The 24,414-nt window shown below is 36.7% G+C and carries 22 protein-coding genes; 8 read left to right on the top strand and 14 right to left on the bottom strand.

Annotated elements, in window-relative coordinates:
* The first annotated feature begins 2 nt into the window (after nt 1-2).
* The gene (locus RNZ46_RS02085; RefSeq protein ID WP_316983736.1) at nt 3-668 is read left to right on the top strand and encodes an ABC transporter ATP-binding protein; all 666 of its coding nucleotides are present in this window, start codon (nt 3-5) and stop codon (nt 666-668) included.
* A 75-nt stretch (nt 669-743) separates the two neighbouring features.
* Here the strand turns inward: RNZ46_RS02085 and RNZ46_RS02080 are convergent, their stop codons facing one another.
* Entirely contained in the window at nt 744-1,553 is an 810-nt protein-coding gene (locus tag RNZ46_RS02080) for a hypothetical protein (RefSeq protein WP_316983735.1), read from the bottom strand.
* 203 nt (nt 1,554-1,756) lie between these two features.
* On the opposite strand from RNZ46_RS02080, the gene RNZ46_RS02075 reads away from it, so the two are divergent.
* The 5 genes from RNZ46_RS02075 (at nt 1,757) to RNZ46_RS02055 (ending at nt 8,458) form a co-directional block, all read left to right on the top strand.
* Nucleotides 1,757-2,521, top strand: coding sequence for a TIGR02757 family protein (locus RNZ46_RS02075; RefSeq protein WP_316983734.1), 765 nt, complete (start codon nt 1,757-1,759; stop codon nt 2,519-2,521).
* 104 nt (nt 2,522-2,625) lie between these two features.
* Entirely contained in the window at nt 2,626-2,994 is a 369-nt protein-coding gene (locus RNZ46_RS02070) for an EamA family transporter (protein ID WP_316983733.1), read from the top strand.
* Nucleotides 2,985-3,530, top strand: a complete 546-nt coding sequence (locus RNZ46_RS02065; protein WP_316983732.1) for a DMT family transporter — start codon at nt 2,985-2,987, stop codon at nt 3,528-3,530. Before RNZ46_RS02070 ends, RNZ46_RS02065 begins: the two co-directional genes overlap by 10 nt.
* Nucleotides 3,531-3,646: 116 nt before the next feature.
* The gene (locus RNZ46_RS02060) at nt 3,647-5,506 is read left to right on the top strand and encodes a DNA topoisomerase IV subunit B (protein WP_316983731.1); all 1,860 of its coding nucleotides are present in this window, start codon (nt 3,647-3,649) and stop codon (nt 5,504-5,506) included.
* A gap of 279 nt (nt 5,507-5,785) precedes the next feature.
* On the top strand, nt 5,786-8,458 hold the full coding sequence (locus RNZ46_RS02055) for a DNA gyrase/topoisomerase IV subunit A (protein WP_316983730.1): 2,673 nt from the start codon (nt 5,786-5,788) through the stop codon (nt 8,456-8,458).
* A gap of 1 nt (nt 8,459) precedes the next feature.
* Here the strand turns inward: RNZ46_RS02055 and miaA are convergent, their stop codons facing one another.
* From miaA to RNZ46_RS02020, 7 genes are all read right to left on the bottom strand, one after another.
* A complete protein-coding gene (gene miaA / locus RNZ46_RS02050; protein ID WP_316983729.1) occupies nt 8,460-9,419 on the bottom strand; it encodes a tRNA (adenosine(37)-N6)-dimethylallyltransferase MiaA in 960 nt (319 codons plus the stop codon).
* On the bottom strand, nt 9,370-10,233 hold the full coding sequence (locus tag RNZ46_RS02045; protein WP_316983728.1) for an ion transporter: 864 nt from the start codon (nt 10,231-10,233) through the stop codon (nt 9,370-9,372). Before RNZ46_RS02045 ends, miaA begins: the two co-directional genes overlap by 50 nt.
* A 25-nt stretch (nt 10,234-10,258) precedes the next feature.
* The gene (locus RNZ46_RS02040) at nt 10,259-12,217 is read right to left on the bottom strand and encodes a DUF3858 domain-containing protein (protein WP_316983727.1); all 1,959 of its coding nucleotides are present in this window, start codon (nt 12,215-12,217) and stop codon (nt 10,259-10,261) included.
* 5 nt (nt 12,218-12,222) lie between these two features.
* A complete protein-coding gene (locus tag RNZ46_RS02035) occupies nt 12,223-13,584 on the bottom strand; it encodes an exonuclease domain-containing protein (protein ID WP_316984952.1) in 1,362 nt (453 codons plus the stop codon).
* Nucleotides 13,585-13,646: 62 nt separating this feature from the next.
* Nucleotides 13,647-14,321 (bottom strand): YggS family pyridoxal phosphate-dependent enzyme, encoded by a 675-nt coding sequence (locus RNZ46_RS02030; protein ID WP_316983726.1) that lies wholly within the window; start codon nt 14,319-14,321, stop codon nt 13,647-13,649.
* Nucleotides 14,322-14,404: 83 nt separating this feature from the next.
* Complete coding sequence (locus RNZ46_RS02025) at nt 14,405-15,292, bottom strand: 3-hydroxybutyryl-CoA dehydrogenase (RefSeq protein WP_316983725.1); 888 nt, start codon at nt 15,290-15,292, stop codon at nt 14,405-14,407.
* A gap of 109 nt (nt 15,293-15,401) precedes the next feature.
* Nucleotides 15,402-16,361, bottom strand: a complete 960-nt coding sequence (locus tag RNZ46_RS02020; RefSeq protein WP_316983724.1) for a Gfo/Idh/MocA family protein — start codon at nt 16,359-16,361, stop codon at nt 15,402-15,404.
* 155 nt (nt 16,362-16,516) lie between these two features.
* On the opposite strand from RNZ46_RS02020, the gene RNZ46_RS02015 reads away from it, so the two are divergent.
* A complete protein-coding gene (locus RNZ46_RS02015; RefSeq protein ID WP_316983723.1) occupies nt 16,517-17,158 on the top strand; it encodes a protein-L-isoaspartate(D-aspartate) O-methyltransferase in 642 nt (213 codons plus the stop codon).
* Between the two features lie 30 nt (nt 17,159-17,188).
* Here RNZ46_RS02015 and RNZ46_RS02010 read toward each other — a convergent pair whose 3' ends face one another.
* The 4 genes from RNZ46_RS02010 to smpB form a co-directional block, all read right to left on the bottom strand.
* Nucleotides 17,189-17,656 (bottom strand): hypothetical protein, encoded by a 468-nt coding sequence (locus RNZ46_RS02010; protein WP_316983722.1) that lies wholly within the window; start codon nt 17,654-17,656, stop codon nt 17,189-17,191.
* 226 nt (nt 17,657-17,882) lie between these two features.
* On the bottom strand, nt 17,883-19,796 hold the full coding sequence (locus tag RNZ46_RS02005) for a Xaa-Pro dipeptidyl-peptidase (protein ID WP_316983721.1): 1,914 nt from the start codon (nt 19,794-19,796) through the stop codon (nt 17,883-17,885).
* 5 nt (nt 19,797-19,801) lie between these two features.
* Nucleotides 19,802-20,338 carry a hypothetical protein gene (locus tag RNZ46_RS02000; protein ID WP_316983720.1) on the bottom strand — a complete coding sequence of 179 codons (537 nt, stop codon included), beginning with the start codon at nt 20,336-20,338 and terminating at the stop codon, nt 19,802-19,804.
* A 77-nt stretch (nt 20,339-20,415) separates the two neighbouring features.
* The gene (gene smpB, locus RNZ46_RS01995) at nt 20,416-20,874 is read right to left on the bottom strand and encodes an SsrA-binding protein SmpB (protein WP_316983719.1); all 459 of its coding nucleotides are present in this window, start codon (nt 20,872-20,874) and stop codon (nt 20,416-20,418) included.
* Between the two features lie 166 nt (nt 20,875-21,040).
* On the opposite strand from smpB, the gene RNZ46_RS01990 reads away from it, so the two are divergent.
* Entirely contained in the window at nt 21,041-22,576 is a 1,536-nt protein-coding gene (locus RNZ46_RS01990) for a S41 family peptidase (RefSeq protein WP_316983718.1), read from the top strand.
* Between the two features lie 10 nt (nt 22,577-22,586).
* Here RNZ46_RS01990 and RNZ46_RS01985 read toward each other — a convergent pair whose 3' ends face one another.
* Together RNZ46_RS01985 and RNZ46_RS01980 are read right to left on the bottom strand one after the other, a co-directional pair.
* The gene (locus RNZ46_RS01985; protein ID WP_316983717.1) at nt 22,587-23,276 is read right to left on the bottom strand and encodes a LytR/AlgR family response regulator transcription factor; all 690 of its coding nucleotides are present in this window, start codon (nt 23,274-23,276) and stop codon (nt 22,587-22,589) included.
* Nucleotides 23,273-24,295 (bottom strand): sensor histidine kinase, encoded by a 1,023-nt coding sequence (locus RNZ46_RS01980; protein ID WP_316983716.1) that lies wholly within the window; start codon nt 24,293-24,295, stop codon nt 23,273-23,275. Before RNZ46_RS01980 ends, RNZ46_RS01985 begins: the two co-directional genes overlap by 4 nt.
* Nucleotides 24,296-24,414: the final 119 nt, after the last annotated feature.

Raw genomic sequence — 24,414 nt, 5'->3', positions numbered from 1 at the left:
GTATGATTAAAGCACATAATGTTCATAAATATTACAACGATTTACACGTCCTTAAAGGTGTAGATATTCATGTAAAAAGAGGCGAAGTCGTATCTATTGTCGGTGCTTCGGGCGCAGGAAAAACCACCTTGTTGCAACTCTTGGGTACTTTAGATCGAGCTTCGGAAAAAGAGGATTTCAATATCACCATAAACAATACCAATATTAATGCGCTAAACGATAAAGCCTTGGCAAAGTTTAGGAATGAGCATATTGGGTTTATCTTTCAGTTTCATCAGTTATTACCGGAATTTACAGCCTTAGAAAACGTATGCTTACCAGCATTTATAAAAGGCACTAAAAAGGCCGAAGCCGAAAAACGTGCCAAAGAACTTTTAGATTTTTTAGGCTTATCGCATCGTCACGACCATAAACCAAATGAATTATCTGGTGGCGAACAACAGCGGGTTGCCGTGGCTAGAGCCTTAATTAATAATCCCGATTTAATTTTTGCCGACGAGCCTTCTGGAAATTTGGATAGCGAATCTGCCGAAACCTTACACAGTCTGTTTTTTAAGCTTCGCGAAGAGTTTGGGCAAACCTTTGTAATTGTTACCCACAATGAAGAACTGGCAAATTTGGCTGATAGGAAGTTAACCATGGTTGACGGGAAAATAATAAACAACTAAATTTTATTTAGTTTAAGCAATAAAAAAGCCCATAGAAATCTATGGGCCTTTTTATTTACCTATGTATTTTAATAATTAATTTCCTAAAGGATACGTTTTACCTAATATGGTAATGGTTGAATTGGTATAATTCAATTTAATGTCGTTAATATCGGCAACATCAATATCAAGAATTCCAGATTTTATACTTCGAGGTAGTAACACAAAATGCAAGGATTCTTCAACAGTCAACGCATATGCAATGCCTTTGGAGCTTGTTCCGGATTGCGAACCGTCTAGCATATATTCATCGTCCCAAATATTAAAAGGTGTATCAGAACCTGCTACCCAAGTTCTAGTAGAATTTTCGATGTAATTAACAGACGCACCATTTTCAGCAGTAATTTTTCCATTTTCAATAGTCACACTGTATTGTAAATGATCATCTTGATTTTTGCCTAAATTTTTAACGTGGTGCGTGCCTTCAACCTTAAAGTCTTCATGGTAATAATCTGTAAAAGTTGTGGTATGCTCGCTATCTGTTTTTCCGTACCAATCGGTTGAAACTATTGTGGCTTTGCCTTTACGTGTGATGCCATCTTTACACAACACACCTGATTGATAGTCAATTGTAATGGTTTTAGGAAAAGTAGTAAAATCTTGAGGCTCAACCGTAATTATAGGGCTGTCGCCATTTTTGGTTTTACTTGATTTTGAAGTGGTCGAACTTTCAGAACTTAAAACAGCATCGCCGCTATTGTTACCTACATCCTGAAAAACTTTGCTTACAATGGCATACTCGGTTAACACTTCAATGGTAGATGCGTTGGCATCAATAGGTTGTAATTCATCGTCTTGACAACTCATAAAAAGCAGTACAAGCATAGGGGCTATAATTTTTCTCATAATATTTAATTTATTTGCTAATTAACGTTTTAAATTGAAATTTTAGTACTTCTCATCCATAAATCTTGCTTTTTAAAGTTGTTTTTTGTTTTTTATCGATGTTTTTATTTGAAATATAAGATTTTTAATACATATAAGAAGAGTTGTTGAAACCAGATTATGTCTTAAAATTGACCTACTTTTGAATCTTCAAAATCAAAACATTGAAAAAAACAGAACTCAAAGAATTTTTGGACGCTAAAGTTGTTCAGTACAATAACCCAAAGTTTATTGAAAGCGACCCTATTCAAATACCGCATCAATTCTATAAAAAAGAAGATATTGAAATTGCTGGTTTTTTAACGGCGACCATTGCATGGGGAAACCGAAAAAGCATCATTAACAACGCAAACCGTTTGATGGATTTGTTGGATCATGCGCCTTACGATTTTGTTTTAAATCACAATGAAACCGATTTAGAAAAACTACAGCCTTTTGTGCACCGTACCTTTAATGGGAGTGATTGTGCACAGTTTGTAAAATCGTTGCAGCATGTTTATAAAAATCACAACGGATTAGAAGCTGTATTCGCAAAACATGCCGAAGCCGATTCATTACAAAAATCCATTTCAAACTTTAAGTCTGTTTTTTTTGAAATTGAACATTTACAACGCACCCAAAAACACGTGAGTGATCCGTTAAAAAATTCAGCAGCAAAACGTATTAACATGTTTTTACGGTGGATGGTGCGCAACGACAATGCAGGTGTAGATTTTGGTATTTGGAACAGCTTGTCACCTAAACAGTTATCTTGTCCTTTAGATGTCCATTCCGGGAAGGTAGCTAGAAAATTAGGGCTTTTAAAGCGCAAACAAAATGATGCCAAAGCGCTTTTGGAACTCGATTTGGCATTGCGTAAATTGGATGCAAACGACCCTGTAAAATACGATTTCGCCTTATTTGGTTTGGGGGTTTTTGAGGGTTTTTAGTTTTAATTTTTCATTACGAGTAGCTTGATATGTTTTTTACTTGAACATCGTAATTTTAATTCAAACAGGCATATGGTTGTAAAACACAATTCTACTTTCGTAGCATGCAAACAACAAAGCAGTTTTTGTACGGGATAGTTATTGGAATTTTAGGCATAGTTCTATTTTCGTCAAAGGCCGTTATGGTGAAATTGGCCTATAATTTTCAAGTGGATGCAATAAGCATTTTGTTATTGCGTATGTTGTTTTCCTTTCCTATTTATCTGGTTATCGCTTATGTTTATCGCCATCAAAATAAAGATGTAAAAATTAAAAACAGCGATTACGCTTGGGTGGTGTTTTTTGGTTTTATAGGTTACTATTTAGCAAGTTATTTCGATTTTGTTGGACTCACTTATATAAAGGCCAGTTTAGAACGCATCATTTTATTTTTGTACCCCACTATGGTGCTGCTTTTAATAAGTTGTTTTTAAAGCAGCCCATTACCAAAATTCAAGCCAGTGCTATTGGTTTAACTTATTTTGGTGTTGTAATTACATTTTCAGATGAAGTTGCCGTTTCTGGCGCAAACACATATTTGGGTGGGTTTTTTATACTATTAAGTGCTGTCACTTATGCTTCGTATTTAGTGGGCAGCGGATGGTTAATTCCCAAATTTGGTGTCATAAATTTTACGGCATACGCGATGCTCGTTTCTTGTGTTTGTGTATTTGTTCACTACAGCATTATTAGCGAAACCAATCTGTTTGGTTTTTCATGGGAAGTTTATTTATTAGGATTTTTAATTGCAGTTTTCGCTACCGTAATTCCATCGTTTTTAGTGTCGGCTTCCATTAAAATGATTAGCTCTTCAAACTTTGCCATTGTAGCCGGAGTGGGGCCGATTTCCACCATAGTTTTGGCTGCTATTTTTTTAAATGAAACCTTATCGCTGCTTCAGTTATTTGGCGTTTTATTGGTTATTATTGGCATCTTATTGGTGTCTTTAAAAAAAGGAAACAATCTGTAGTTCAACGTTCTCAACAAAAACAATTTTTTATTGTTAATTACTTTGTGATATCGCTGTTTTATATTATAATTGGTTGTGTTATATTAGCGTCCTATCATTAAATTTTGCTCAATTTTATGGCTGTACAATCCAATTATACCGAAGACAATATACGTTCACTAGACTGGAAGGAACATATCCGTATGCGACCAGGTATGTATATTGGCAAGTTGGGTGATGGTTCGTCGCCAGACGATGGTATTTATATCCTTTTAAAAGAAGTGCTCGACAACTCCATTGACGAGTATGTTATGGGCGCTGGCAAAACCATCGAAATTTCCATTCAAGGCACCAAGGTTACGGTGCGCGATTACGGTCGTGGTATTCCGTTGGGTAAGGTGGTCGATGTGGTTTCAAAAATGAACACCGGTGGAAAATACGACTCCAAAGCCTTTAAAAAATCGGTGGGATTAAATGGTGTTGGTACTAAGGCGGTAAATGCCTTGTCGTCATTTTTTAGAGTAGAATCTACCCGCGATAGTAAAAGCGCTTCCGCGGAATTTGAGCAAGGTAACTTAACCAACAAGGAATTATTAGAAGAAACCTCGCGCCGAAAAGGAACCAAAGTGTCTTTTGTTCCCGATGATACTATTTTCAAAAACTATAAATTTAGGAGCGAGTACATCGTAAAAATGCTTAAAAACTATGTGTATTTAAACCCCGGTTTAACCATAGTTTTTAATGGCGAAAAATATTATAGCGAAAATGGATTAAAGGATTTATTAAGCGAAAACATTAATGAATCCGATAGATTATATCCCATTATCCATTTACGTGGCGATGATATCGAAATTGCCCTAACGCACAGTAAAACCCAATATAGCGAAGAATATCACAGTTTTGTAAACGGACAAAACACCACCCAAGGCGGTACCCATTTAAACGCCTTTCGGGAAGGAATAGTAAAGACCATTCGAGAATTTTATGGTAAAAATTACGATGCTTCAGATATTAGAAAATCGATAGTAAGCGCCATTGCCATTAAGGTGATGGAACCCGTTTTTGAGAGTCAGACCAAAACCAAATTGGGTTCTACCGATATGGGCGGCGATTTACCAACGGTACGTACGTATATCAACGATTTTGTAAAAACTCAGTTAGATAATTTTCTGCATAAAAACCCAGATACAGCAGAGAAAATTCAGCGTAAAATTTTACAGGCCGAACGCGAACGTAAGGAATTATCGGGCATTAGAAAATTGGCCAAAGACAGAGCTAAAAAAGCAAGTCTTCACAATAAAAAACTACGCGATTGCCGCATACATTTTGGAGATACTAAAAACGAAAGAAACCTGGAAACCACCTTGTTTATTACCGAGGGCGATTCCGCTTCGGGAAGTATTACAAAATCACGCGACGTAAATACACAAGCCGTTTTCAGTTTAAAAGGGAAGCCTTTAAATTGCTACGGGTTGAGTAAAAAAATAGTTTACGAAAACGAAGAATTCAATCTACTTCAAGCGGCTTTAAATATTGAAGAATCCTTAGAAGATTTACGCTATAACAATGTGGTTATTGCTACCGATGCCGATGTTGATGGGATGCATATCCGTTTGTTGTTGATTACATTTTTCCTTCAGTTTTTCCCTGAAGTCATCAAAGAAGGGCATTTGTATATTTTGCAAACGCCGTTGTTTAGGGTGCGCAATAAAAAGGAAACCATTTACTGCTATTCTGAAGAAGAACGACGTGATGCCATCGAAAAATTAAAACCAAAACCGGAAATCACACGATTTAAAGGACTGGGTGAAATTTCACCCGATGAGTTCAAGCATTTTATTGGTGATGATATTCGGTTAGATCCTATAATGTTGGACGATAATATGTCTATTGACGAGTTATTGTCTTTTTATATGGGGAAAAATACACCGGACAGACAGGAGTTTATTATTGATAATCTGAAAGTAGAATTGGATTTAATTGAAAAAGAGAAGTAATATATGAATCAAAAAACAAAAATAATTACCCAGCTAATTATACCCTCAAGCTTAATTATCGGTTGGTTTTTTATTTTGGATTATAATAATCTTTTCTCAAACCAAAACTTGGGAGGGTTTTTGAGCATGTTAGCCATGGTGTTTGTTATAATAGGATATTTTACGAATAAGAAAATTTAAAACATAATCCGGCTGTCATTCCTGCGCAAGTAGGAAGCCATTTTAATAGTATTGAGTTTAAAACAATAAGATTCCTGCCTTAGCAGGAATGACAAAAATATGACAGAAGACCAAAAAGACGATTTAGAAAACAACAATACAGAAAATCAAGAGCCCCAAGAAACCATTACCAGAGTTACTGGTATGTATAAGGATTGGTTTTTAGATTACGCATCGTATGTTATATTAGAACGTGCTGTACCTGCCATTGAGGACGGTTTTAAACCCGTGCAGCGTCGCATTATGCATTCCATGAAAGATTTGGATGATGGACGCTACAATAAAGTCGCAAACATAGTGGGGCATACCATGCAATATCACCCTCACGGTGATGCCAGTATTGCCGATGCCATGGTGCAAATTGGTCAGAAAGATTTGTTAATCGATACCCAAGGAAACTGGGGAAACATTTTAACGGGCGATAGGGCAGCGGCATCGCGTTATATTGAAGCGCGTCTTTCAAAGTTTGGGCTGGATGTTGTATTTAACCCTAAAATTACCGAATGGCAGGCCAGTTATGATGGCAGGCGAAAAGAGCCCGTAAACCTTCCGGTTATGTTTCCGTTGCTTTTGGCACAGGGTGGCGAAGGTATTGCGGTGGGCTTATCAACTAAAATATTGCCTCATAATTTTATCGAACTTATCGAGGCTTCCATAAAACATTTACAAGGTAAACGATTTACGCTTTTACCAGACTTTCCTACTGCAGGAATTGCCGATTTTTCTAATTACAACGATGGTTTACGAGGTGGCAAAGTGAGGGTTCGAGCAAAAATTTCGCAGGTTAATAAAAACACCTTGGCAATTACCGAAATTCCTTTTGGTACCACCACATCGTCGTTAATAGATTCTATCTTAAAAGCTAATGATAAAGGTAAAATAAAGGTTAAAAAGATTGAAGATAACACTGCGGCCGAGGTGGAGATATTAATTCATCTTCCGTCAGGCTTATCGCCAGATAAAACCATTGATGCCTTGTATGCCTTTACGAGCTGCGAGTCATCAATTTCGCCTTTGGGTTGTGTTATTGAAGACAATAAGCCTTTGTTTGTAGGGGTTTCGGAAATGTTGCGCCGTTCAACCGATAATACCGTTCAACTTTTAAAACAAGAATTAGAAATAAAATTGAACGAGTTTGAAGAGCAATGGCATTTTGCATCATTAGAGCGCATTTTTATTGAAAACAGAATTTACCGCGATATTGAAGAAGAAGAAACTTGGGAAGGTGTTATTTCGGCTATCGATAAGGGGTTACAACCTCATATAAAACATTTAAAACGTAAAGTTACAGAAGACGATATTGTGCGTTTAACCGAAATACGAATCAAGCGTATTTCAAAATTTGATATCGATAAAGCACAACAAAAAATTGATGCTTTAGAAGATCAAATTGCTCAAATAAAACATCATTTGGCAAATCTTATTGATTATGCTATCGCTTACTTTAAAAGGCTAAAAAAAGATTACGGCGAAGGGCGCGAACGCAAAACTGAAATTAGAACCTTTGATGATGTTGATGCCACCAAAGTTGTTATTAGAAATACCAAGCTTTATGTAAATAGGGAAGAAGGTTTTATTGGAACCTCGTTGCGCAAAAACGAATATGTTTGCGATTGTAGCGATATCGACGATATTATTGTGTTTACCAAAACAGGCAAAATGATGGTTACCAAAGTGGACACCAAAACCTTTATTGGTAAAGACATTATTCATGTGGCAGTGTTTAAAAAGAAGGACAAACGCACCATTTATAATATGATTTATCGGGATGGTAAAAAGGGACCGTCATATATAAAAAGATTTGCTGTAACTAGCATTACACGCGATAAAGAGTACGATTTAACCAACGGCAATAAAGGGTCGGTTGCACTGTATTTTTCAGCAAACCCGAATGGCGAGGCCGAAGTGGTTACCGTTAATTTACGTCAGGCAGGCAGTATAAAAAAGCTAAAATGGGACATCGATTTTGCCGATATTCTTATAAAAGGCCGTACATCAAAAGGGAATTTGGTCACTAAGTATTCCGTGAAGCGTGTTGAGCTGAAGGAGAAGGGTGTGTCAACTTTAAAACCCCGTAAAATCTGGTTTGATGATGCCGTACAGCGCTTAAATGTTGATGGTAGAGGCGATTTGGTGGGCGAATTTAGAGGCGAAGACAAGCTGTTAATCATCAATCAATCGGGGATGGTAAAAACCGTAACTCCAGAAGTTACCATGCATTTTGATGATGATATGATTGTAATGGAAAAATGGGTGCCAAAAAAGCCAATATCCGCTATTTATTTTAATGGTGAAAAAGAATTGTACTATGTAAAACGCTTTTTAATTGAGAATGAAGGTAAAGAAGAATCGTTTATTTCAGACCATCCTAATTCACAATTGGAGCTTGTTTCTACCGATTGGAAACCCATGGCAGAAGTTGTATTTGCCAAAGAGCGTGGTAAAGACCGAAAAGAGAATCTTGAAATTAACCTCGAAGCGTTTATTGCCGTTAAAGGGATAAATGCTTTGGGTAATCAGCTTACAAAGGATAAAGTAAATCAAATTAATTTGTTGGACCCCATTCCTTTTGAAGCGCCCGAGCAAAAACATGCCGATGAGATTGAAGTAGTTGATGAAATGGAAGTTTCAGCAAATAGTTCAGAAGATAAAAAAGCAGATAATACCTCAAAACCAAATGATAAACCAAATGAATCTGAAAACGACGATGAAGGGCAAACAACATTGTTTTAAATTAAGCTTTATGAGATGCAATTTTTTGCTCCATTTCTTTTAGAATATTACTCATATCAGTTTCATAATCAAACCAAAGCGTCGATTCATTTTTTTTAAACCATGTAAGTTGTCGTTTTGCAAATCGGCGGGTATGCTTTTTAATTTCCGATATGGCAAAATCTAAAGTCCATTTGCCATTAAGGTAATTAAACAATTCTTTGTAACCCACCGTGTTTAATGCGTTTAATGACTGATAAGGCATTAAAGCTCTCACTTCATTTAACAAACCATTTTCCATCATCACATCAACACGTTGGTTAATGCGGTTGTAAATAATAGCTCTTTCGGCTGTGAGACCAACGGTAATGGTGTTAAAGTTTCTTTCTGTTTTTCCTTGGTTTAAAAAGGAGGAATAAGGCTTGCCCGAACCTTTACAAATCTCTAAAGCACGAATAACCCGATGCGGATTATCAATAGCCATGGTATTGAATGCTTTTGTGTCAAGTGCTTTTAACTGATTTTGTAAATGTTTTAAACCTTTAGTTTGCAATGCGCTGTTTAATTGTTCGCGAATACTTTTATCAACATCCGGAAACTCATCTAATCCTTTTGTAACGGCATCCACGTACAGGCCGGAGCCACCAACCATAATAATAGTCTGTTTGCTTTTAAAAAGTGTTTCTAATTTTTGAAGAGCGTCCCTTTCAAAAGCACCAACACTATAATTATCTTGAATGGATTTATGATGGATAAAATGGTGTTTAGCCGCCGCTAATTCCTCGGTTGAAGGCGCCGCCGTACCAATGTGCATTTCCTTGTAAAACTGTCTGGAATCGGCTGAAATAATATCCGTATTAAAATGCTGTGCAAGCTTAATGCTTAGTGCCGTTTTGCCTATTGCCGTGGGGCCCACAATAGAGATTAAATACTTAGTCATGGTGTAATTGGCAACCACATTTATGGCAGTATTCTGCATCATCGTGATGCTTAACTTCTAAACAATTTACACAACATTGCGAGTTGAGCTGAACAGGTTTTGGGTTGTTATCAATATTGGTTTGTTCCCCTGATTTGCTTTGGCTGGTGTATTCGGCCGATATAATGCCAGTTGGCACCGCTATAATGCCATACCCTAAAATCATAACAAATGAGGCAATAAACTGTCCGAGTGGTGTTTGTGGCGTAATATCGCCAAAGCCTACCGTGGTTAGGGTTACAATACACCAATAGACGCTTTTAGGGATGTTTGTAAATCCGTTCTTTTCGCCTTCAATCAAATACATAATAGTACCTAAAATAATGGCAACAATGATAACGGCAAATAGGAATACTGATATTTTAGCTCTACTGGCTTTTAAGGCGTTCATCAGATTATTAGATGCGCCTAAATACCGTGCTAGTTTTAATATTCTAAACACCCGTAACAGCCTTAAAGCCCGCAATGCGGCAAGGGCGTGAACACCTCCAACAATTAATGAAATGTATTTGGGTATGGTTGAAAGCAAATCTACAATGCCATAAAAACTGAATATGTACTTTATGGGGCGTCGAACGGTTAAAATTCGAGCGATATATTCGATGGTAAATAAAATGGTAATAACCCATTCTGAAATATTGAGGAAATTATGGAAGTTTTCATCAATACTTTGAACGCTCTCCAGCATAACCAATAAAATACTGGCAAGAATGGTTATTAGTAAAACAACGTCAAACAGCTTGCCTTCGGGCGTATCGGCTTCATAAATAATTTCATGAAGCTTTACTCGCCATTTATTTCTAGTGTATTTACTCATAAAATCAAAAGTAGTAAAAGATTTGCTATTTCTTCTTTAATAATATTAGCGAGTTGGTTTGTATATCTACAATTTTACTCATAAAAGCTTTTAAATACGGATAATATTCTGCTGGATAAATAGCATCTTCAAAGCTGATTTTTAACATGATATTTATAGCGTTATCAATAATTACATTTGAAAAATGAACGCTCCCTTTATTATTGGGTAATGTAAATCTCAAGTTTTCTGGTTGTTCTAAAACGGTGTACGAATCGTCAAAATTAATCTTTAACATATAGTAATAGGTGCGTTTGTATCCAAAATCGATGGGGTAGCTGCGCTCTTGCAGTTTAAAAGGATTTTCTTTAAAAAACGATGTAAAGAAGGGGTTTAAATAAATATTATCTCCCGTGTCGTCCCAATTGTATTCAATATCATAAGCCTCTAAAAAATCTGGATTGGTTTTGCCCTCGTTTGTTACCTCATGATTTGATATTTCTATGTTTGGGTATTTATCTTCTAGATTGGTTAGGTATGCATCATTATTTTGATGATAGCTTTTTCTGCTGTCCAAAGCATGATAACCAGTTTTTTTAGATTTTACACTGCCCGTAATGTTATCGTTTTCACCCATATTTAATTCTGCTCTAAATTGGATGGTCGTTAAGGTGCTGGGTTTTAAGTCTACCCATTCGCTTCCTTTTTTAAAATCCATTAAGCGGCCGTAGCTATTTAAACATCTAAGGGGAATTTCGCCAAAGCTCAAGTATTCGTCTGTGGCATCAAGTAAATACGTTTTGTCATCAATAGTAGCTTGAACAATTAGATAGTTGAAATCTGAAATAACCGGATATATTTTAGTGGGAAATCCATGGTCTCTTGTTGAAATTAAAACGGGTTTAACATCAATATCAGCTTCTTTAAGTAAGTTGTGCAACAAGATATTTATGGACGACACATTGCCCGATTTATTCTTAATTAAATTTTTTACAGATACATCTGAAAATATTTTATAATCGCCATTCCATGTGTAATTTTCTTGAACATGTTTATAAATGGCATCGGCTTTTTTATAGGTATCTTTTTCAGTTATTACGGTATGGCTCACAAAATCTTCCAAATCTATAGATTTCGAGAGTTGCTTGCCAATGTCTTTATCGGTTCTAAATTCCCTATCTGTGGTTTTCCAAGTTTTGGTGTAATTATTTATCCTGCCATCAAATCCTTTAAATACTTTCAACTCGTATTCAATCCGGGCTAAGAAATTATATTTGCTGGTCATATAATCTTCTTCAATAAAAGCTGGAATATCTTTCATGGCATAAGAGGAAATGGTGCAATCAGCATGGGCACCATTGCCACCGTACAAACAATTCCGTTTTATTTTCTGATCGTTTTTAAACAATTTTTTACCACCAACCAATTTTATGTTGTACTCGTAATTGGCAGGAATGCTCGTGTTATATTCGCTATAAAGCTTGGGGATATCGCTCTGAAAACTCCATCCTTGATAATTAAACTTAAAAGGCGATTGCAGGGTGTAACTATAATTTATAACCGAACCCTCTTTAATATTTGGCAGTGTAAATTTTACTAATGTGAAATCGTCGTTATATTCTTCTTCAAAAATATGGGTGTCGCTTAATTTGGTAACCGTCACTTTGCCATCCACCAAATTGTAGGTTGTGGCAACAATGTTTTTTACTTTTTCTTTTCGGTCATCGCTTTTTTGTAAATAAATGGTAACATTGGCCTTATTGAAACCTTCGCGATTTAGTATTTTTATTTTTCGTTTTTCTTCGGTTATTAAAGAATAATCGTTGTTATCAATATAGCTGTTGCCGTATTCGTGTAAAACCAAAGCATTTGCGGTAGAGTCTTTTTCGTAAACATTTAATTCTAAATCGGCACGAGTGACTTTTAATGTTTCTGAATTAAAATTGGTTTGAGCGTAAATGGAAATATTTAAAAACAGGAGCAGAAGTACAGAAGTTTTTTGCATAGGTATTAAAGCGTAATAATTTTTAACCGTTTATTTTTTCTGAGATAATTTTGAATGATGTGTTGGGTATCTCTATTGCTGTCCATGGGCGTAATAATGGATTCTAAAATCTCAATATTGTTTATTTGGTAATTCAAATTAAAATAGCCCAAACCTTTAAAAACCCCATTTTCTATTAGGATGGCACTGCGTTCATCAACCGCTCGACCTTTATCAATAATCACCATGTTTTTATTGTGATAACTGTTTTTATCTATTAGTGCCTGTACGCGTTTATTGTAAATTTCGGCCGGTTCCTTTTCAATACAAGCCCCGTTACAGGTTTTAATATCGTAGTTAAAACAACTGGTTTTGGTTTTGTAAAGTCCTGTTAGTTTCTGGCATAAGTTGAAATCTTCAACCGCTTTTGTGATAAAGCTTTTTCCGCTTTGGCGGTTGCTAAATGTGGTTATGGCCTTTTTTCTGCCGTCGGCATCATCAATTTTTAAATTAATATACCCGTTTTCATCCTTAAAACTATACAGGGCGTGTGTAAAAACGTTGCGCCGTAACGCTCTGTTGTATATGGGTTTGTTGCGTTTAATGGCTTCGCTTTCCTTTAAAAGTGCCACCAATTCACTGCCCGTGGTTTCGTAAGTTACCGTGGCAACGTTTTGCTGTATTTTTTTGGATTTTTGATTGGTATTTGTAAAATGTTGATTGATGCGCTTTTTTATATTATTGCTTTTTCCGATGTAAATTATGTCGCCATTGGCCTTGTGAATGTAGTAAACACCAGTCTCTGATGGCATTTGCTCTATAATATCGATGTGGCGAGGTTCTAATTGATGTTTGGGGTTTAAGCGTACGGATTGTTGGATGATGTTTTTTGAAGTGTCTTTCTCCAAAAGTATTTTAAACAATTTAACCGTGGCCATGGCATCGCCGGAAGCTCGATGCCTGTCGGTAACCGGAATACCAAGCGAGCGTACCAACTTGCCCAAACTATAAGAGCTTTGTCCAGGAATTAAATCTTTTGCCAATTCTACAGTACAAAGGGTTTTTCGTTCAAAATCGAAACCGAGGCGCTTAAATTCGGTTTTTAAAATGCGGTTGTCAAATTGCGCATTATGTGCCACGATAATACAACCTTCGGTAATTTCAACAATGCGTTTTGCAACTTCGTAAAACTTGGGGGCACTGCGTAACATGTTGCTATTAATGCCTGTAAGGTTAACAACAAAAGGCTGTATCTCGCGTTCGGGATTTATGAGGCTTATAAATTGATCGACTATCTCGTGGCCATCAAATTTGAAGATTGCAATTTCGGTTATGCCTTCTTCGTTATACTTACCACCAGTAGTTTCTATGTCTAATATTGCGTAAATTTGTTAAAAGTTAAAAGTTAAAAGTTAAAAGTTAAAAGTTAAAAATTTGAAGGGTTTTTTGCTTACTGCTTACTGTAATTCCGTTCGCCAAATATACTACTTCCCACGCGAATCATATTACTACCGCAATCTATAGCCAACTCGTAATCGCCACTCATGCCCATGGAAATAATTTGCAGTTTGCAGTTTGCAGTTTGCACTTCTTTTAAATTGTCAAACGTCGTTTTTAATAATTTGAATTCGTTTTCTATTTGATTCATATCATTAGTAAACGTTGCCATTCCCATAACGCCAATAACTTTTATATGTTGCAATTCTGAAAAGGCATTCGATTGTAGAATTTCTGAAGCTTCATCTGGCGACATGCCAAATTTAGAATCTTCTGATGCAATTTTTATTTGAAGTAAACAATCTATAATTCTATCGTGTTTTTTGGCTTGTTTGTTTATTTCCTTTAACAGTTTAAGATTGTCAACGCCATGAATTAAACTTACAAACGCCGCCATGTGTTTCACCTTATTGCGCTGTACATGCCCAATCATGTGCCACTTAACATCGTCGGGCATGTCTTCGTGTTTATCTACCATTTCTTGGATTTTGTTCTCTCCAAAAATGCGTTGCCCTGCATTATAAGCTTCCATTAAATCGCTAATGGGCTTGGTTTTGGAAACGGCAACCAAAGTGACGTGTTCAGGTAATTTTGATTTTAAATTATTAAGGTTTTTTTGGATGCTCATTGGTTTAGGTTTAAGGTTCTATAATTTTAAACACCATTTTAGGAGCCATTTAAAACGACTCACGTAAGACTGCAAATTACACACTATTTAAACTGATTAGCTACGTTTTCAGCCTTCCTGCTTTCAGAATAATCATAAAAACCTTCACCGGATTTTACACCTAATTTACCCGCACGAACCATGTTTACCAATAAGGGGCATGGGGCGTATTTAGGGTTTTTAAAGCCTTCGTACATCACATTTAAAATAGACAGGCAAACATCTAAACCAATAAAATCGGCGAGTTGTAATGGGCCCATAGGGTGTGCCATACCTAATTTCATAACGGTATCGATTTCCGCAACACCCGCAACGCCATTGTATAAGGTTTCAATCGATTCGTTTAGCATGGGCATCAAAATACGGTTGGCCACAAAACCTGGGTAGTCGTTTACTTCGGTTGGGGTTTTACCCAGCTTTCGGCTCATTTCCATAATGCTATGTGTAACGGCATCGCTTGTGTTGTAGCCACGGATAATTTCAACCAATTTCATAATCGGAACGGGGTTCATAAAATGCATTCCAATAACCTTTTCAGGACGTGAGGTCGCCGCTGCGATTTGCGTTATGGAAATGGATGAGGTGTTTGTTGCCAAAATAGCTTGCTCAGGGCAAGCTTCGTCTAACTGCTTGAAAATTTTTAGTTTTAAATCTAAATTTTCGGTGGCAGCTTCAACTACAAGATTCGCGTTTTTTACACCTTCGGTAATATTTGTGAAGGTGGAAATATTGGACAGCGTATCCGTTTTATTAGCTTCGGTTATTTTTTCTTTAGCCACCATTCTGTCTAAATTTTTAGAAATGGTTGCCATACCTTTTTTAAGTGAATCTTCACTAATATCTATAAGTTGAACTTTAAATCCGTTTTGTGCAAAAGTGTGTGCAATACCATTTCCCATGGTGCCTGCTCCAATTACGGCGATGTTTTTCATATAAAGCTATTTTTTATTTCCGTGAATCCCGATAGTTATCGGGAGGAAATCTTTGTGATGTTCTTTTTTTTATTTGTTCTCGACAGCGCTCGAACTGATATTATGGTTTTTAAAACTGATCGATAATCATGGTTGCAACACGCAAAGCCTCAGTGCCATCGTGTAAGGTTACAACTGGTGTTGTATTGTTATTAATGGCATCGGCAAATGCTTCCAATTCATCAAGAATGGCATTGTTGTTTTCTACTTCTGGATTATCAAAATAGATTTGTTTTTTAACACCTTCGGCATTTTGAAGAATCATATCGAAATCACCGGGGTTCTCTGGGGCGTCTTTCATTTTAACCACCTCGCATTTCTTTTCTAAAAAATCGACTGAAATATAAGCGTCTTTTTGAAAGAAACGCGCTTTACGCATTTTTTTTAATGAAATTCTGCTTGCAGTTAAATTGGCCACACAACCGTTTTCGAATTCTAAGCGCGCATTGGCAATATCGGGCGTATCGCTAATTACCGAAACACCACTTGCCGAAATGCTTTTTACTTTGGAATTTACGACACTTAAAACAATATCGATATCGTGAATCATTAAATCCAATACCACGGGCACATCGGTACCACGCGGATTAAATTCTGCCAACCGGTGCGTTTCAATAAACATGGGCGATTTTATATCGTTTTTTACAGCGGTAAACGCAGGGTTAAAACGCTCTACGTGTCCCACTTGCCCCCGAATATTGTGCTCCGCTAAAAGTTCTCGAATATGCTCTGCTTCTTCAACGGTATTGGTGATTGGTTTTTCAATAAAAATATGCTTGCCTTTCGCAATGGCTTGTTTGGCACATTCGTAATGCGACAGTGTAGGTGTTACAATATCTACCATATCTACCGCATCGATAAGGGCTTCAATGGTATCGAAAAATTTATAGCCAAATTCGGCTTCTACTTTTTTTCCGTTTTCCGCATCGGCATCATAAAACCCAACAAGTTTGTATTTATCCGATTGGTTAAGAAGTCTTAAATGAATTTTCCCAAGATGACCAGCACCTAGTACACCAGCTTTTAGCATATTATTACGTTTTCTACAAAAATAAGATATTTAACACAAGAAATTGATTATTTCTACCTAATTTTTTGCTTTATTGATACTGAAAAGAAATAGTGATTAAAATGGATTTAACTTAAAAATGTTTGCTTAATTTAGCTTTGAAAATTACCTGACCATTGAAAGATACATTTAAGCACAAAGGACTGCGACAGCAGTTAGTTAACGTTATAAGAAACAAAGGAATAACCAACGATGCGGTTTTAAAGGCTGTTGGAAATATACCGAGGCATTTATTTATGGACTCTGGTTTTTTAGACCATGCCTACCAAGATAAAGCGTTTCCTATTGCGGCAGACCAAACCATATCGCAGCCTTATACGGTGGCTTTTCAAACCGAATTGCTTGAAATTAAAAAAGGCGACAAAGTTTTAGAAATTGGCACGGGCAGCGGCTATCAAACGGCTGTGTTGTGCGAGTTGGGGGCTAAAGTTTTTAGTATTGAAAGGCAGCAGGAATTGTTTAAAAAAACCAGTAAATTTTTACCGAAATTGGGCTATCGTGCCAAAAAGCTCATTTTTGGCGATGGCTATAAAGGCTTACCCGAAGATGCTCCTTTTGATGGTATAATTGTTACCGCGGGCGCACCATTTGTGCCAAAGCCCTTGTTGAGCCAGTTAAAAATAGGTGGAAGGCTTGTAATACCGGTGGGCGATGATGTGCAAATTATGACGCTTTTTATTAGAAAAGGACAAAAAGAATTCGAACAACACGAGTTTGGTGAGTTCCGGTTTGTGCCACTTTTGGAGGATAAGAATTAGAAAACTTGTTATTTGAGATGACTAGATTTTTTATTCTAAGCGTTTGTAATTTTCGGCAAAGATAGGTTGACCTTCACTATCCATTTGAATTTGAGTAAATGAGTCTTTTTCAATAAGGATATCAAAAACAAACTCATTGGTGTCTTCTGTTATGTTCATTGATCTTGAACCGTATTCCAAGGTTTCAATTAACTGGCCGTTTTCAACTTTATAATCTCCATAACCAAACCATTCAGTAGAATCGGATTTTCTTAATCTGTTCCACATAACTTTAGTGGCAGAATACATTTTTATTTGTTTTGTGTCAGCCGATGATTTTATAGTGTCTACAACGCCATTTCCCCGATAATTTAAAAAACTAATAATCTCCCATGTGCCTTCTAAGGAAAGTGGTTTGTCTGTGTTTTCTGTATTGTTAGAGTTAGAAACTGGTTCGGTATTGTTTTTACAAGATTGTAATAAACATATTGAGATAAAAAGAAGAAGACAAGTTTTCATGATTTAATAGGTTTTAAATGAAACTACTACAAGTTACAAAAAAAAGCTATAGGTTATTTGATTATAAAAAGCTATATCTATTATGAATGCAAAATATTAGTATAAGCAGAATGAGATTTTACCATAAAACCGTAAAGTTTTTCCAGAACATTACTAAATGCTTTGTCCGAAATAAACAACAATTAATAGCTAGGTATCATCATCTGAATGTCCGATTACACCTTGCTTAATGTAATTTGACCGACTCATTAAAACTATGGGCACCACCAACTATAGGCAACACCAAACTGGTTCGATCCAAATCCACAGTCAATTCCGTTCCTGGTTTTGGGTGTAACGTATATTCTTTATCACTGGAAAAAATCATTAGCCCAATTTGTTGTCCAGCCTTTATAATTTGATCGTCCGGCTGTAAATCAAAAGTGATGTCGTAAAACTTACCTGGTTTTAAGGGTTCGCTATTGGTAAGCGATTTATGGTTTTGTGGGTCTGCCCAACCACGAGTAATGATATTGTCGGTTATTTTTGCGCGTCTGCTGTCGTTCCACGGCAGTGATACCAACCAAACCGATAAATTTGCAGCAGGTTTGTTGCTGGCCATTTTAATGGTTATTTGGGGTACACCCGAAATATGAATATCCTTTGTGAGTTTGGGCGTCACAAATAATAAGCGATGGTTTGTTATTTCTGCCCGTGCCAAGGCTTCACCGCTAAACGAGTAATTGTCAACCAACGTTTCTTTTCCTTGCTTTGTTGATTTTACTGCGGTTAATCCGCCTGTTTTTGGGGCACCGGATGTTACATGCAGCGTTATAGGTTCAGCTTCAGGATTTGGGAAGTCTTTATAAGCCGTTGGTTCGCTCATTTTATCGCCTTCGCGAACTATCCATGCTTTATGGGTTTCGTTTTCAATGTCATTGTCAATACCGTGTAAAAATTGAGTAAACCATTTATTCATCATACTTACCCGTGGTGGTCCACCATGACCAAATTGATGGTAATAAATTTGCGTGGTCAATCCCATGGCTTTGGCTTTTTTATAAATGCGGTAACTGTGTTCGGGCATTACATTCCAATCGTTAAAACCGTGTGCCATTAACATAGCGGCTTTCATCGGTTCCATGTGGTTTAGGTAATCGCGACCTGCCCAAAAATCGTTATAATCGCCCGTAATTCTATCCATGCCATTTTTCATTTCGGTATCACGTACCATGGCATTGCTATAGGCTCTTTTGTTTTTAAATGCTTTAGGGATATTGGCATCATTAACCGTTGAATGGCTGTTTTGAATTATTGGCTCTTCTCCGCCACTATGAATGTAATCGTACAACACATCAATATCTTCACCTAAATAACCACCCGGTGAACGCACCAATCCGTTGGAACGGTAATAATGATAATAGGAGGTGTTTGGCGCCACGGGAATAATAACCTCTAAACCTTCAACACCCGTGGTAGCGGCTGCCAAGGGAAGTGTGCCGTTATACGATGTTCCCGTCATACCCACTTTTCCGGTAGTCCAAAACGCTTTTACTTCTTCACCGCCGTAAGCTTCGGTATAAGCTTTTGCACGACCATTTAACCAATCGATAACCGCTTTTGGAGCTAAAGATTCGTTGCGCCCACCAACCGTTGGCGAACCTTGTGATAAGCCTGTTCCGGGAGATGATGAATGCACCACAATATAGCCTCGTGGCACCCAGGTTGTAATTTGTGAATTTGAAATGATGGGACGCTCGCCCAATAGGGTAACTTCGGGGTGAACCCGCGCTTTTCCCATAGCGCCCAATTCGTGTTTTACATCCCAAAAAACACCATCAACATCAGGGGCAACTCCAGCGTAATAAGGACTGGTTTCGTAAATAACAGGAAGCTTTAAGCCTTCGGTTTCGGTTTGATAGGGTCTGGTTACGCCAACGTGCATACGGTCTAGTTTGCCATCGCCATCGGTATCAAAAGTGGTTTCGACAAATAAATCATGACGAATCCATTTATCCGGTGTATTAAAAGCCTCGACTATTTGAGCTTCCCCATCTTTAAAAAAAGGTATTGCTTTTTCTTGAGCTACAACAGAAAAAATGCTTGTAAATACTATACAAAAAGTGAGTATGACTGTTTTAAAATTAGAATGCTGAATCATGGGGTTTATTGTTTAGGAAGATAAATGTTGGGCATGGGTTGGTCTTCGGTTTCTTGAGTCCAGAAAATATTAACAATCCACCAACGCAAGCCATCATAAAATAGTTGAATGCTGTTGATGCCACGCATAAAAGGCTCCTCGTCTCCTTCGCTTTTATAAGCTTCGTAGGTACTAAAAACTTGGGCAATATGACCAAAGGCATCCACTTTTCTGAATATTTCTTTTTCAAAAAAACCATTGTCAACCAACCATTTGCCCGAATTTTTTATATAATCGTCCGGTTTCATGTACCGCACTTTGTAAACACCTTTTTTATCCTTCCCCGACGGAATTAATTTAGCATCGGGTTTAAACAAATGTTTAAAGAGTGCCCAATCTCTAGCTTCGCCTCTTTCGCCAGAAATAACATCGTATAACGAGCCAATAATACTATCCAAGGTTTTTACATTATTGGAATAATCTTTTACCTTTTTGGTGTTGTCTTGCGCGTTTATGCTAACGGTTAATAGACAAATAATTAATGTGGTAACACGTTTTTTCATATTAAAAATGTTTCGGGATTTTAAAGAACACAAAGTAGAAATTTAGTAATAATTGAAGCGTTAAGATAGTCTTAAAATTATCTATACGTTTTTTTAATTCTATCTAAATTACGCTTATTGTCGCGGTCTTTTATGGTTTCGCGTTTGTCGAATAATTTTTTACCCTTTGCCAAGGCAATTTCCAATTTGGCAAAGCCTCTATCGTTGATAAATAAACGCAGCGGAATAATGGTTAACCCCGTATTCTGCACTTCTTTATTTAGTTTTTTTAGCTCCTTTTTATTTAAAAGCAATTTCCTTTCGGCTTTAGGGCGGTGGTTGTAATAATTACCAAAAGCGTACTCTTGAATGGTCATATTTATTACAAAAAGCTCACCTTTTTCATTAAACTCACAAAAGCTTTCGGCAATGGATGCTTTGCTGCTTCTAATGGATTTAATCTCGGTGCCGGTTAACACAATTCCAGCGGTGTACTTATCCAATATTTCGTATTGAAAACGCGCTTTTTTGTTTTGTATGTTAATGGTTTTTTGCATGGAGCACAAAGCTAAACGATTTTACTTAAAAGTTAAAGATTAATTAATACAATATAAATTAAAATAATTACAATTACTTTAGTTGCCTTAAACGTGATTATTTTTTTGAATGAAGAAATTCTTTCTGATATTTAGTGTATTACTCGTTGTTACATCTTGCAGTAGCGTGAAAACTTATAACGAGCAAATTACATCGTTACACAGGGTTGAAGATTTACAAAACGATGTGGATAAACTCTATAAACAACTTAAAAAACACCACCCGAAACTCTATCAATATACATCCAAAACCGATTTAGATTTTAAGTTTGATAGTTTAAAAACGACGATAAAACAACCTATGACTTCTCGGGAATTCTACAAAATATTAGCACCCGTTGTTACAAACGTGAGGCAGGGTCATGTTTCGGTAGGCTCAGCAAATAAAAGGTTTACAAGAAAAGAAAGAAAGGTGTTGAAAAAGAAAAAATTTGAGTTTTACGATTTGGATTTCGAATATTTAAACCAAAAACTTTACGTTAAAAACACACGAGGTAAAGACTCTACACTTGTTGGAAGCGAGGTGCTTAAAATTGAAAATGATTCCACTTCAAATTTAGTCGATACCTATAAAACCCAATTTGCCTCCGATGGTTATAATACCACGTTGCACAACCGGTTTGTTGGTAAGAATTTCAAAACGTTTTATTACAGAAACAAAGGTTTTGTTGATAGTTTGAAAGTCACGTTTAAAAATGAAGATTCAACCTTTGTAAAAACCTTTAAACGCTTAAAGAAAGAAGACAAAAAAAAGGACGTTGAAAACGATTCCACCAAAACGCTTAAACCTAAAAAGCTCACCAAAGAAGAAAAGAATGCAAGCCGAATTGCTCGAAAAAAGAAAAGGAAATTCAATAAAAAGCACGGTTACATTTCTAAAGATAAATACACGCGAAATTTTGAATTTATTGGTAAAGACAGCACTATTGCTTTTATGAAAATTAGAAGTTTTAGCAATGGCCGGTATAAAGATTTTTACAAGGAAAGTTTTGCCAAATTAGATTCGGCTAAAACCAAGTATTTTATTTTGGATTTACGCGATAATGGCGGCGGACGCATTGCAGAAATCGATAATCTGTACGGGTATTTAACCGATGAAAACTATCAATTTATTACCGAAAGCGAAGTCAATAGCCGAATACCCTTTATGACGTTAGTAATGAGCAATACCTCTTCAACCAGTCTTAAAATTGTTGGGGGCTTGTTATCGCCCATCATAGTAACCCACAACCTGTTAAAAACCAAAAAAAGAGATGGTAAGTTGTATTACAGATTCAGTAAATTTTCAAAAATAAAAGCACCCAATCCCTTACATTTTAAAGGCACTATGTATGTGCTGATTAACGGAAATTCCTTTTCGGCATCTTCACTTTTATCAACGCATCTTAAAGCCAATAAACGCGCTACTTTTGTGGGCGAAGAAACCGGTGGCGCATACAACGGCACCGTGGCGGGCATTTATAAATTGTACCAATTGCCAACATCAAAACTTAAATTACGGATGGGTTTAATGCAAATTGAAGCTCCGCAAAAGCAGCATCCCGACGGTTATGGCGTAAAACCAAATGTTGAAATTAAACCAACTATTAACGACAGAAAATTAAAGATTGACACCGAGTTGGATTGGGTTTTAAAGGCTATTGAAAATAAAGAAGAGCATTAAAACAATTTAATCAATGCGTTTTAAGAAGCGCCATTAACGACGCCCTATAAGTGGCACTTACGGGAATATGTTTGCCGTCAATTTCCACAAATTCCTTGGTGTACAGTTTTATTTTCAAAACGTTTATAATATAAGATTTGTGTATTCTTATAAATTGATGGGCAGGCAGTTTTTTAATTAGTGCGCTAAGTTTATCGTAAACCACAAATGCGTTTTCGTGCGTTTGTATTTTTACGTAATTGCTCAATCCTTCAATATACAGCAAGGCGTCAAAATCTATTTTCAGCATTTGTTTGTTCACCTTTATAAACATGTAGTCCATGGATTTTTCATGGCTTATGGTCGGGGTTTTGGCCTGCGTTTTTTGTACCGCTTTTAAAAACCGATCAAACGAAAAGGGTTTTAACAAATAATCTACGGCGTTTAGTTCAAAGCCGTCCAGGGCAAACTCGCGGTGCGCCGTGGTAAAGATAATTTGCGTGTTCGAGCCTATTATTTTTGCGAAATTCAACCCGGATAGCTTGGGCATCTCAATATCTAAAAACAACAGGTCAACGCTGTGGCTTTGCAGGTATTCCAAGGCTTCAATGGCGTTTTTAAATGCGCCCTTCAGTTCTAAAAAAGACACCTCTGCAATATAGGTTTTAATGATATTGCGGGCGGTTTTCTCATCATCTATTATAATACAGGTACGTGTCATGCTGTGTTAATTTGAAGATGGATGGTGTAAACATCCGGCTGTTCATCAATGTTTAAACTGTAATTTTTCCCATAAATAATGTCCAATCGCTTTTGGATGTTAGCTAAGCCCAAACCTTTGTTTTTACCCGTAACCCCAGAATCTAAGGGTTTGGAATTTGTAACCCTAAAATTCAGGATTTTTTCCGAAACGGATAAATGTATCTTGATGGTGGCCATTTCGGTCTCGTTTTTTAAACCGTGCTTAAAGGCGTTCTCCACAAAAGGGACCAATATCAAGGGCGGAATCGAAATGTCCTGCGCCTCGTTTTTCGGAAGTTTCAACACCACGTTTACGCGGTCTTCAAAACGGCTTTTTTCAAGGGCTATAAAATCGTTCATCAAGGCGATTTCCTTTTCTAACGGAATCAATTTCTGATTGCTTTCATATAACGAAAAACTTAAAAAATCGGAAAGCTTTAAAATAAGCCCCGAGGTTTTTTTGGAGTTTTCTAAAGATAGACCGTAAATATTATTTAGGGTATTGAACAAAAAATGCGGATTGATTTGCGATTTCAGGTACTTGAGCTCCGATTGCAGTTTTTCGTTTTCGAGGCTTTTGGTGCGTTTTTGCAGTTGGGCAACCTTCCAAACAATAGAGATGCCAATGATAAAAATAAGGGGCGACGCAATAATAATGGACGCCTGAAGAAACTTGTAGGGCAACCAAATCCCCGAATCCGGTATGCTGGGATAAAGCATATCCAAGGCATAATAATTAACAAAGCGCTGTACAAACCCAGCGATAATCAGCGTAATTACGGTATAAAGAAAGTACTTGGTTATTCTGCCCTGCAACAAAAGTTTGGGTAGTAAAACAAAGTAATTAAAATAAACCACAAGAAGCCTAACGGGCAGGTTTATAAGCTCAAAAACCAAAGCCTCTTGGTACTCGCCCTTATATCCGGCCTGCACTATGGTGAAAATGGCTGTGTAAACAACCCAAAAACCTATATGGAACCAAACGTTTAAGCTTTTCATAAAAATAGGGGATCTAGTTTACAAATCTATTGGATTAAAAATAGAGATTTATTTTTAAGCGCAACTTTTATGCAAACCGGCTGGTTTTTTATGTGAATTGCCACGGTATGAGATACGAT

The organism is Hwangdonia lutea, assembly GCF_032814565.1.
GTDB lineage: Bacteria > Bacteroidota > Bacteroidia > Flavobacteriales > Flavobacteriaceae > Hwangdonia > Hwangdonia lutea.
The sequence above is the reverse complement of the archived record's forward strand: the minus strand, read 5'-3'. Positions and strand labels throughout refer to the sequence as shown.

What these genes read in the sequence shown, in the direction of transcription:
- RNZ46_RS02000 (WP_316983720.1), bottom strand. Translation starts at nt 20,338, where the DNA reads ATGAAAAAACGTGTTACCACATTAATTATTTGTCTATTAACCGTTAGC.
- RNZ46_RS02055 (WP_316983730.1), top strand. Translation starts at nt 5,786, where the DNA reads ATGACAGAAGACCAAAAAGACGATTTAGAAAACAACAATACAGAAAAT.
- smpB (WP_316983719.1), bottom strand. Translation starts at nt 20,874, where the DNA reads ATGCAAAAAACCATTAACATACAAAACAAAAAAGCGCGTTTTCAATAC.
- RNZ46_RS01985 (WP_316983717.1), bottom strand. Translation starts at nt 23,276, where the DNA reads ATGACACGTACCTGTATTATAATAGATGATGAGAAAACCGCCCGCAAT.
- RNZ46_RS02080 (WP_316983735.1), bottom strand. Translation starts at nt 1,553, where the DNA reads ATGAGAAAAATTATAGCCCCTATGCTTGTACTGCTTTTTATGAGTTGT.
- RNZ46_RS01980 (WP_316983716.1), bottom strand. Translation starts at nt 24,295, where the DNA reads ATGAAAAGCTTAAACGTTTGGTTCCATATAGGTTTTTGGGTTGTTTAC.
- RNZ46_RS02020 (WP_316983724.1), bottom strand. Translation starts at nt 16,361, where the DNA reads ATGCTAAAAGCTGGTGTACTAGGTGCTGGTCATCTTGGGAAAATTCAT.
- RNZ46_RS02040 (WP_316983727.1), bottom strand. Translation starts at nt 12,217, where the DNA reads ATGCAAAAAACTTCTGTACTTCTGCTCCTGTTTTTAAATATTTCCATT.
- miaA (WP_316983729.1), bottom strand. Translation starts at nt 9,419, where the DNA reads ATGATGCAGAATACTGCCATAAATGTGGTTGCCAATTACACCATGACT.
- RNZ46_RS02025 (WP_316983725.1), bottom strand. Translation starts at nt 15,292, where the DNA reads ATGAAAAACATCGCCGTAATTGGAGCAGGCACCATGGGAAATGGTATT.
- RNZ46_RS02010 (WP_316983722.1), bottom strand. Translation starts at nt 17,656, where the DNA reads ATGAAAACTTGTCTTCTTCTTTTTATCTCAATATGTTTATTACAATCT.
- RNZ46_RS02060 (WP_316983731.1), top strand. Translation starts at nt 3,647, where the DNA reads ATGGCTGTACAATCCAATTATACCGAAGACAATATACGTTCACTAGAC.
- RNZ46_RS02085 (WP_316983736.1), top strand. Translation starts at nt 3, where the DNA reads ATGATTAAAGCACATAATGTTCATAAATATTACAACGATTTACACGTC.
- RNZ46_RS02005 (WP_316983721.1), bottom strand. Translation starts at nt 19,796, where the DNA reads ATGATTCAGCATTCTAATTTTAAAACAGTCATACTCACTTTTTGTATA.
- RNZ46_RS02070 (WP_316983733.1), top strand. Translation starts at nt 2,626, where the DNA reads ATGCAAACAACAAAGCAGTTTTTGTACGGGATAGTTATTGGAATTTTA.
- RNZ46_RS02045 (WP_316983728.1), bottom strand. Translation starts at nt 10,233, where the DNA reads ATGAGTAAATACACTAGAAATAAATGGCGAGTAAAGCTTCATGAAATT.
- RNZ46_RS02030 (WP_316983726.1), bottom strand. Translation starts at nt 14,321, where the DNA reads ATGAGCATCCAAAAAAACCTTAATAATTTAAAATCAAAATTACCTGAA.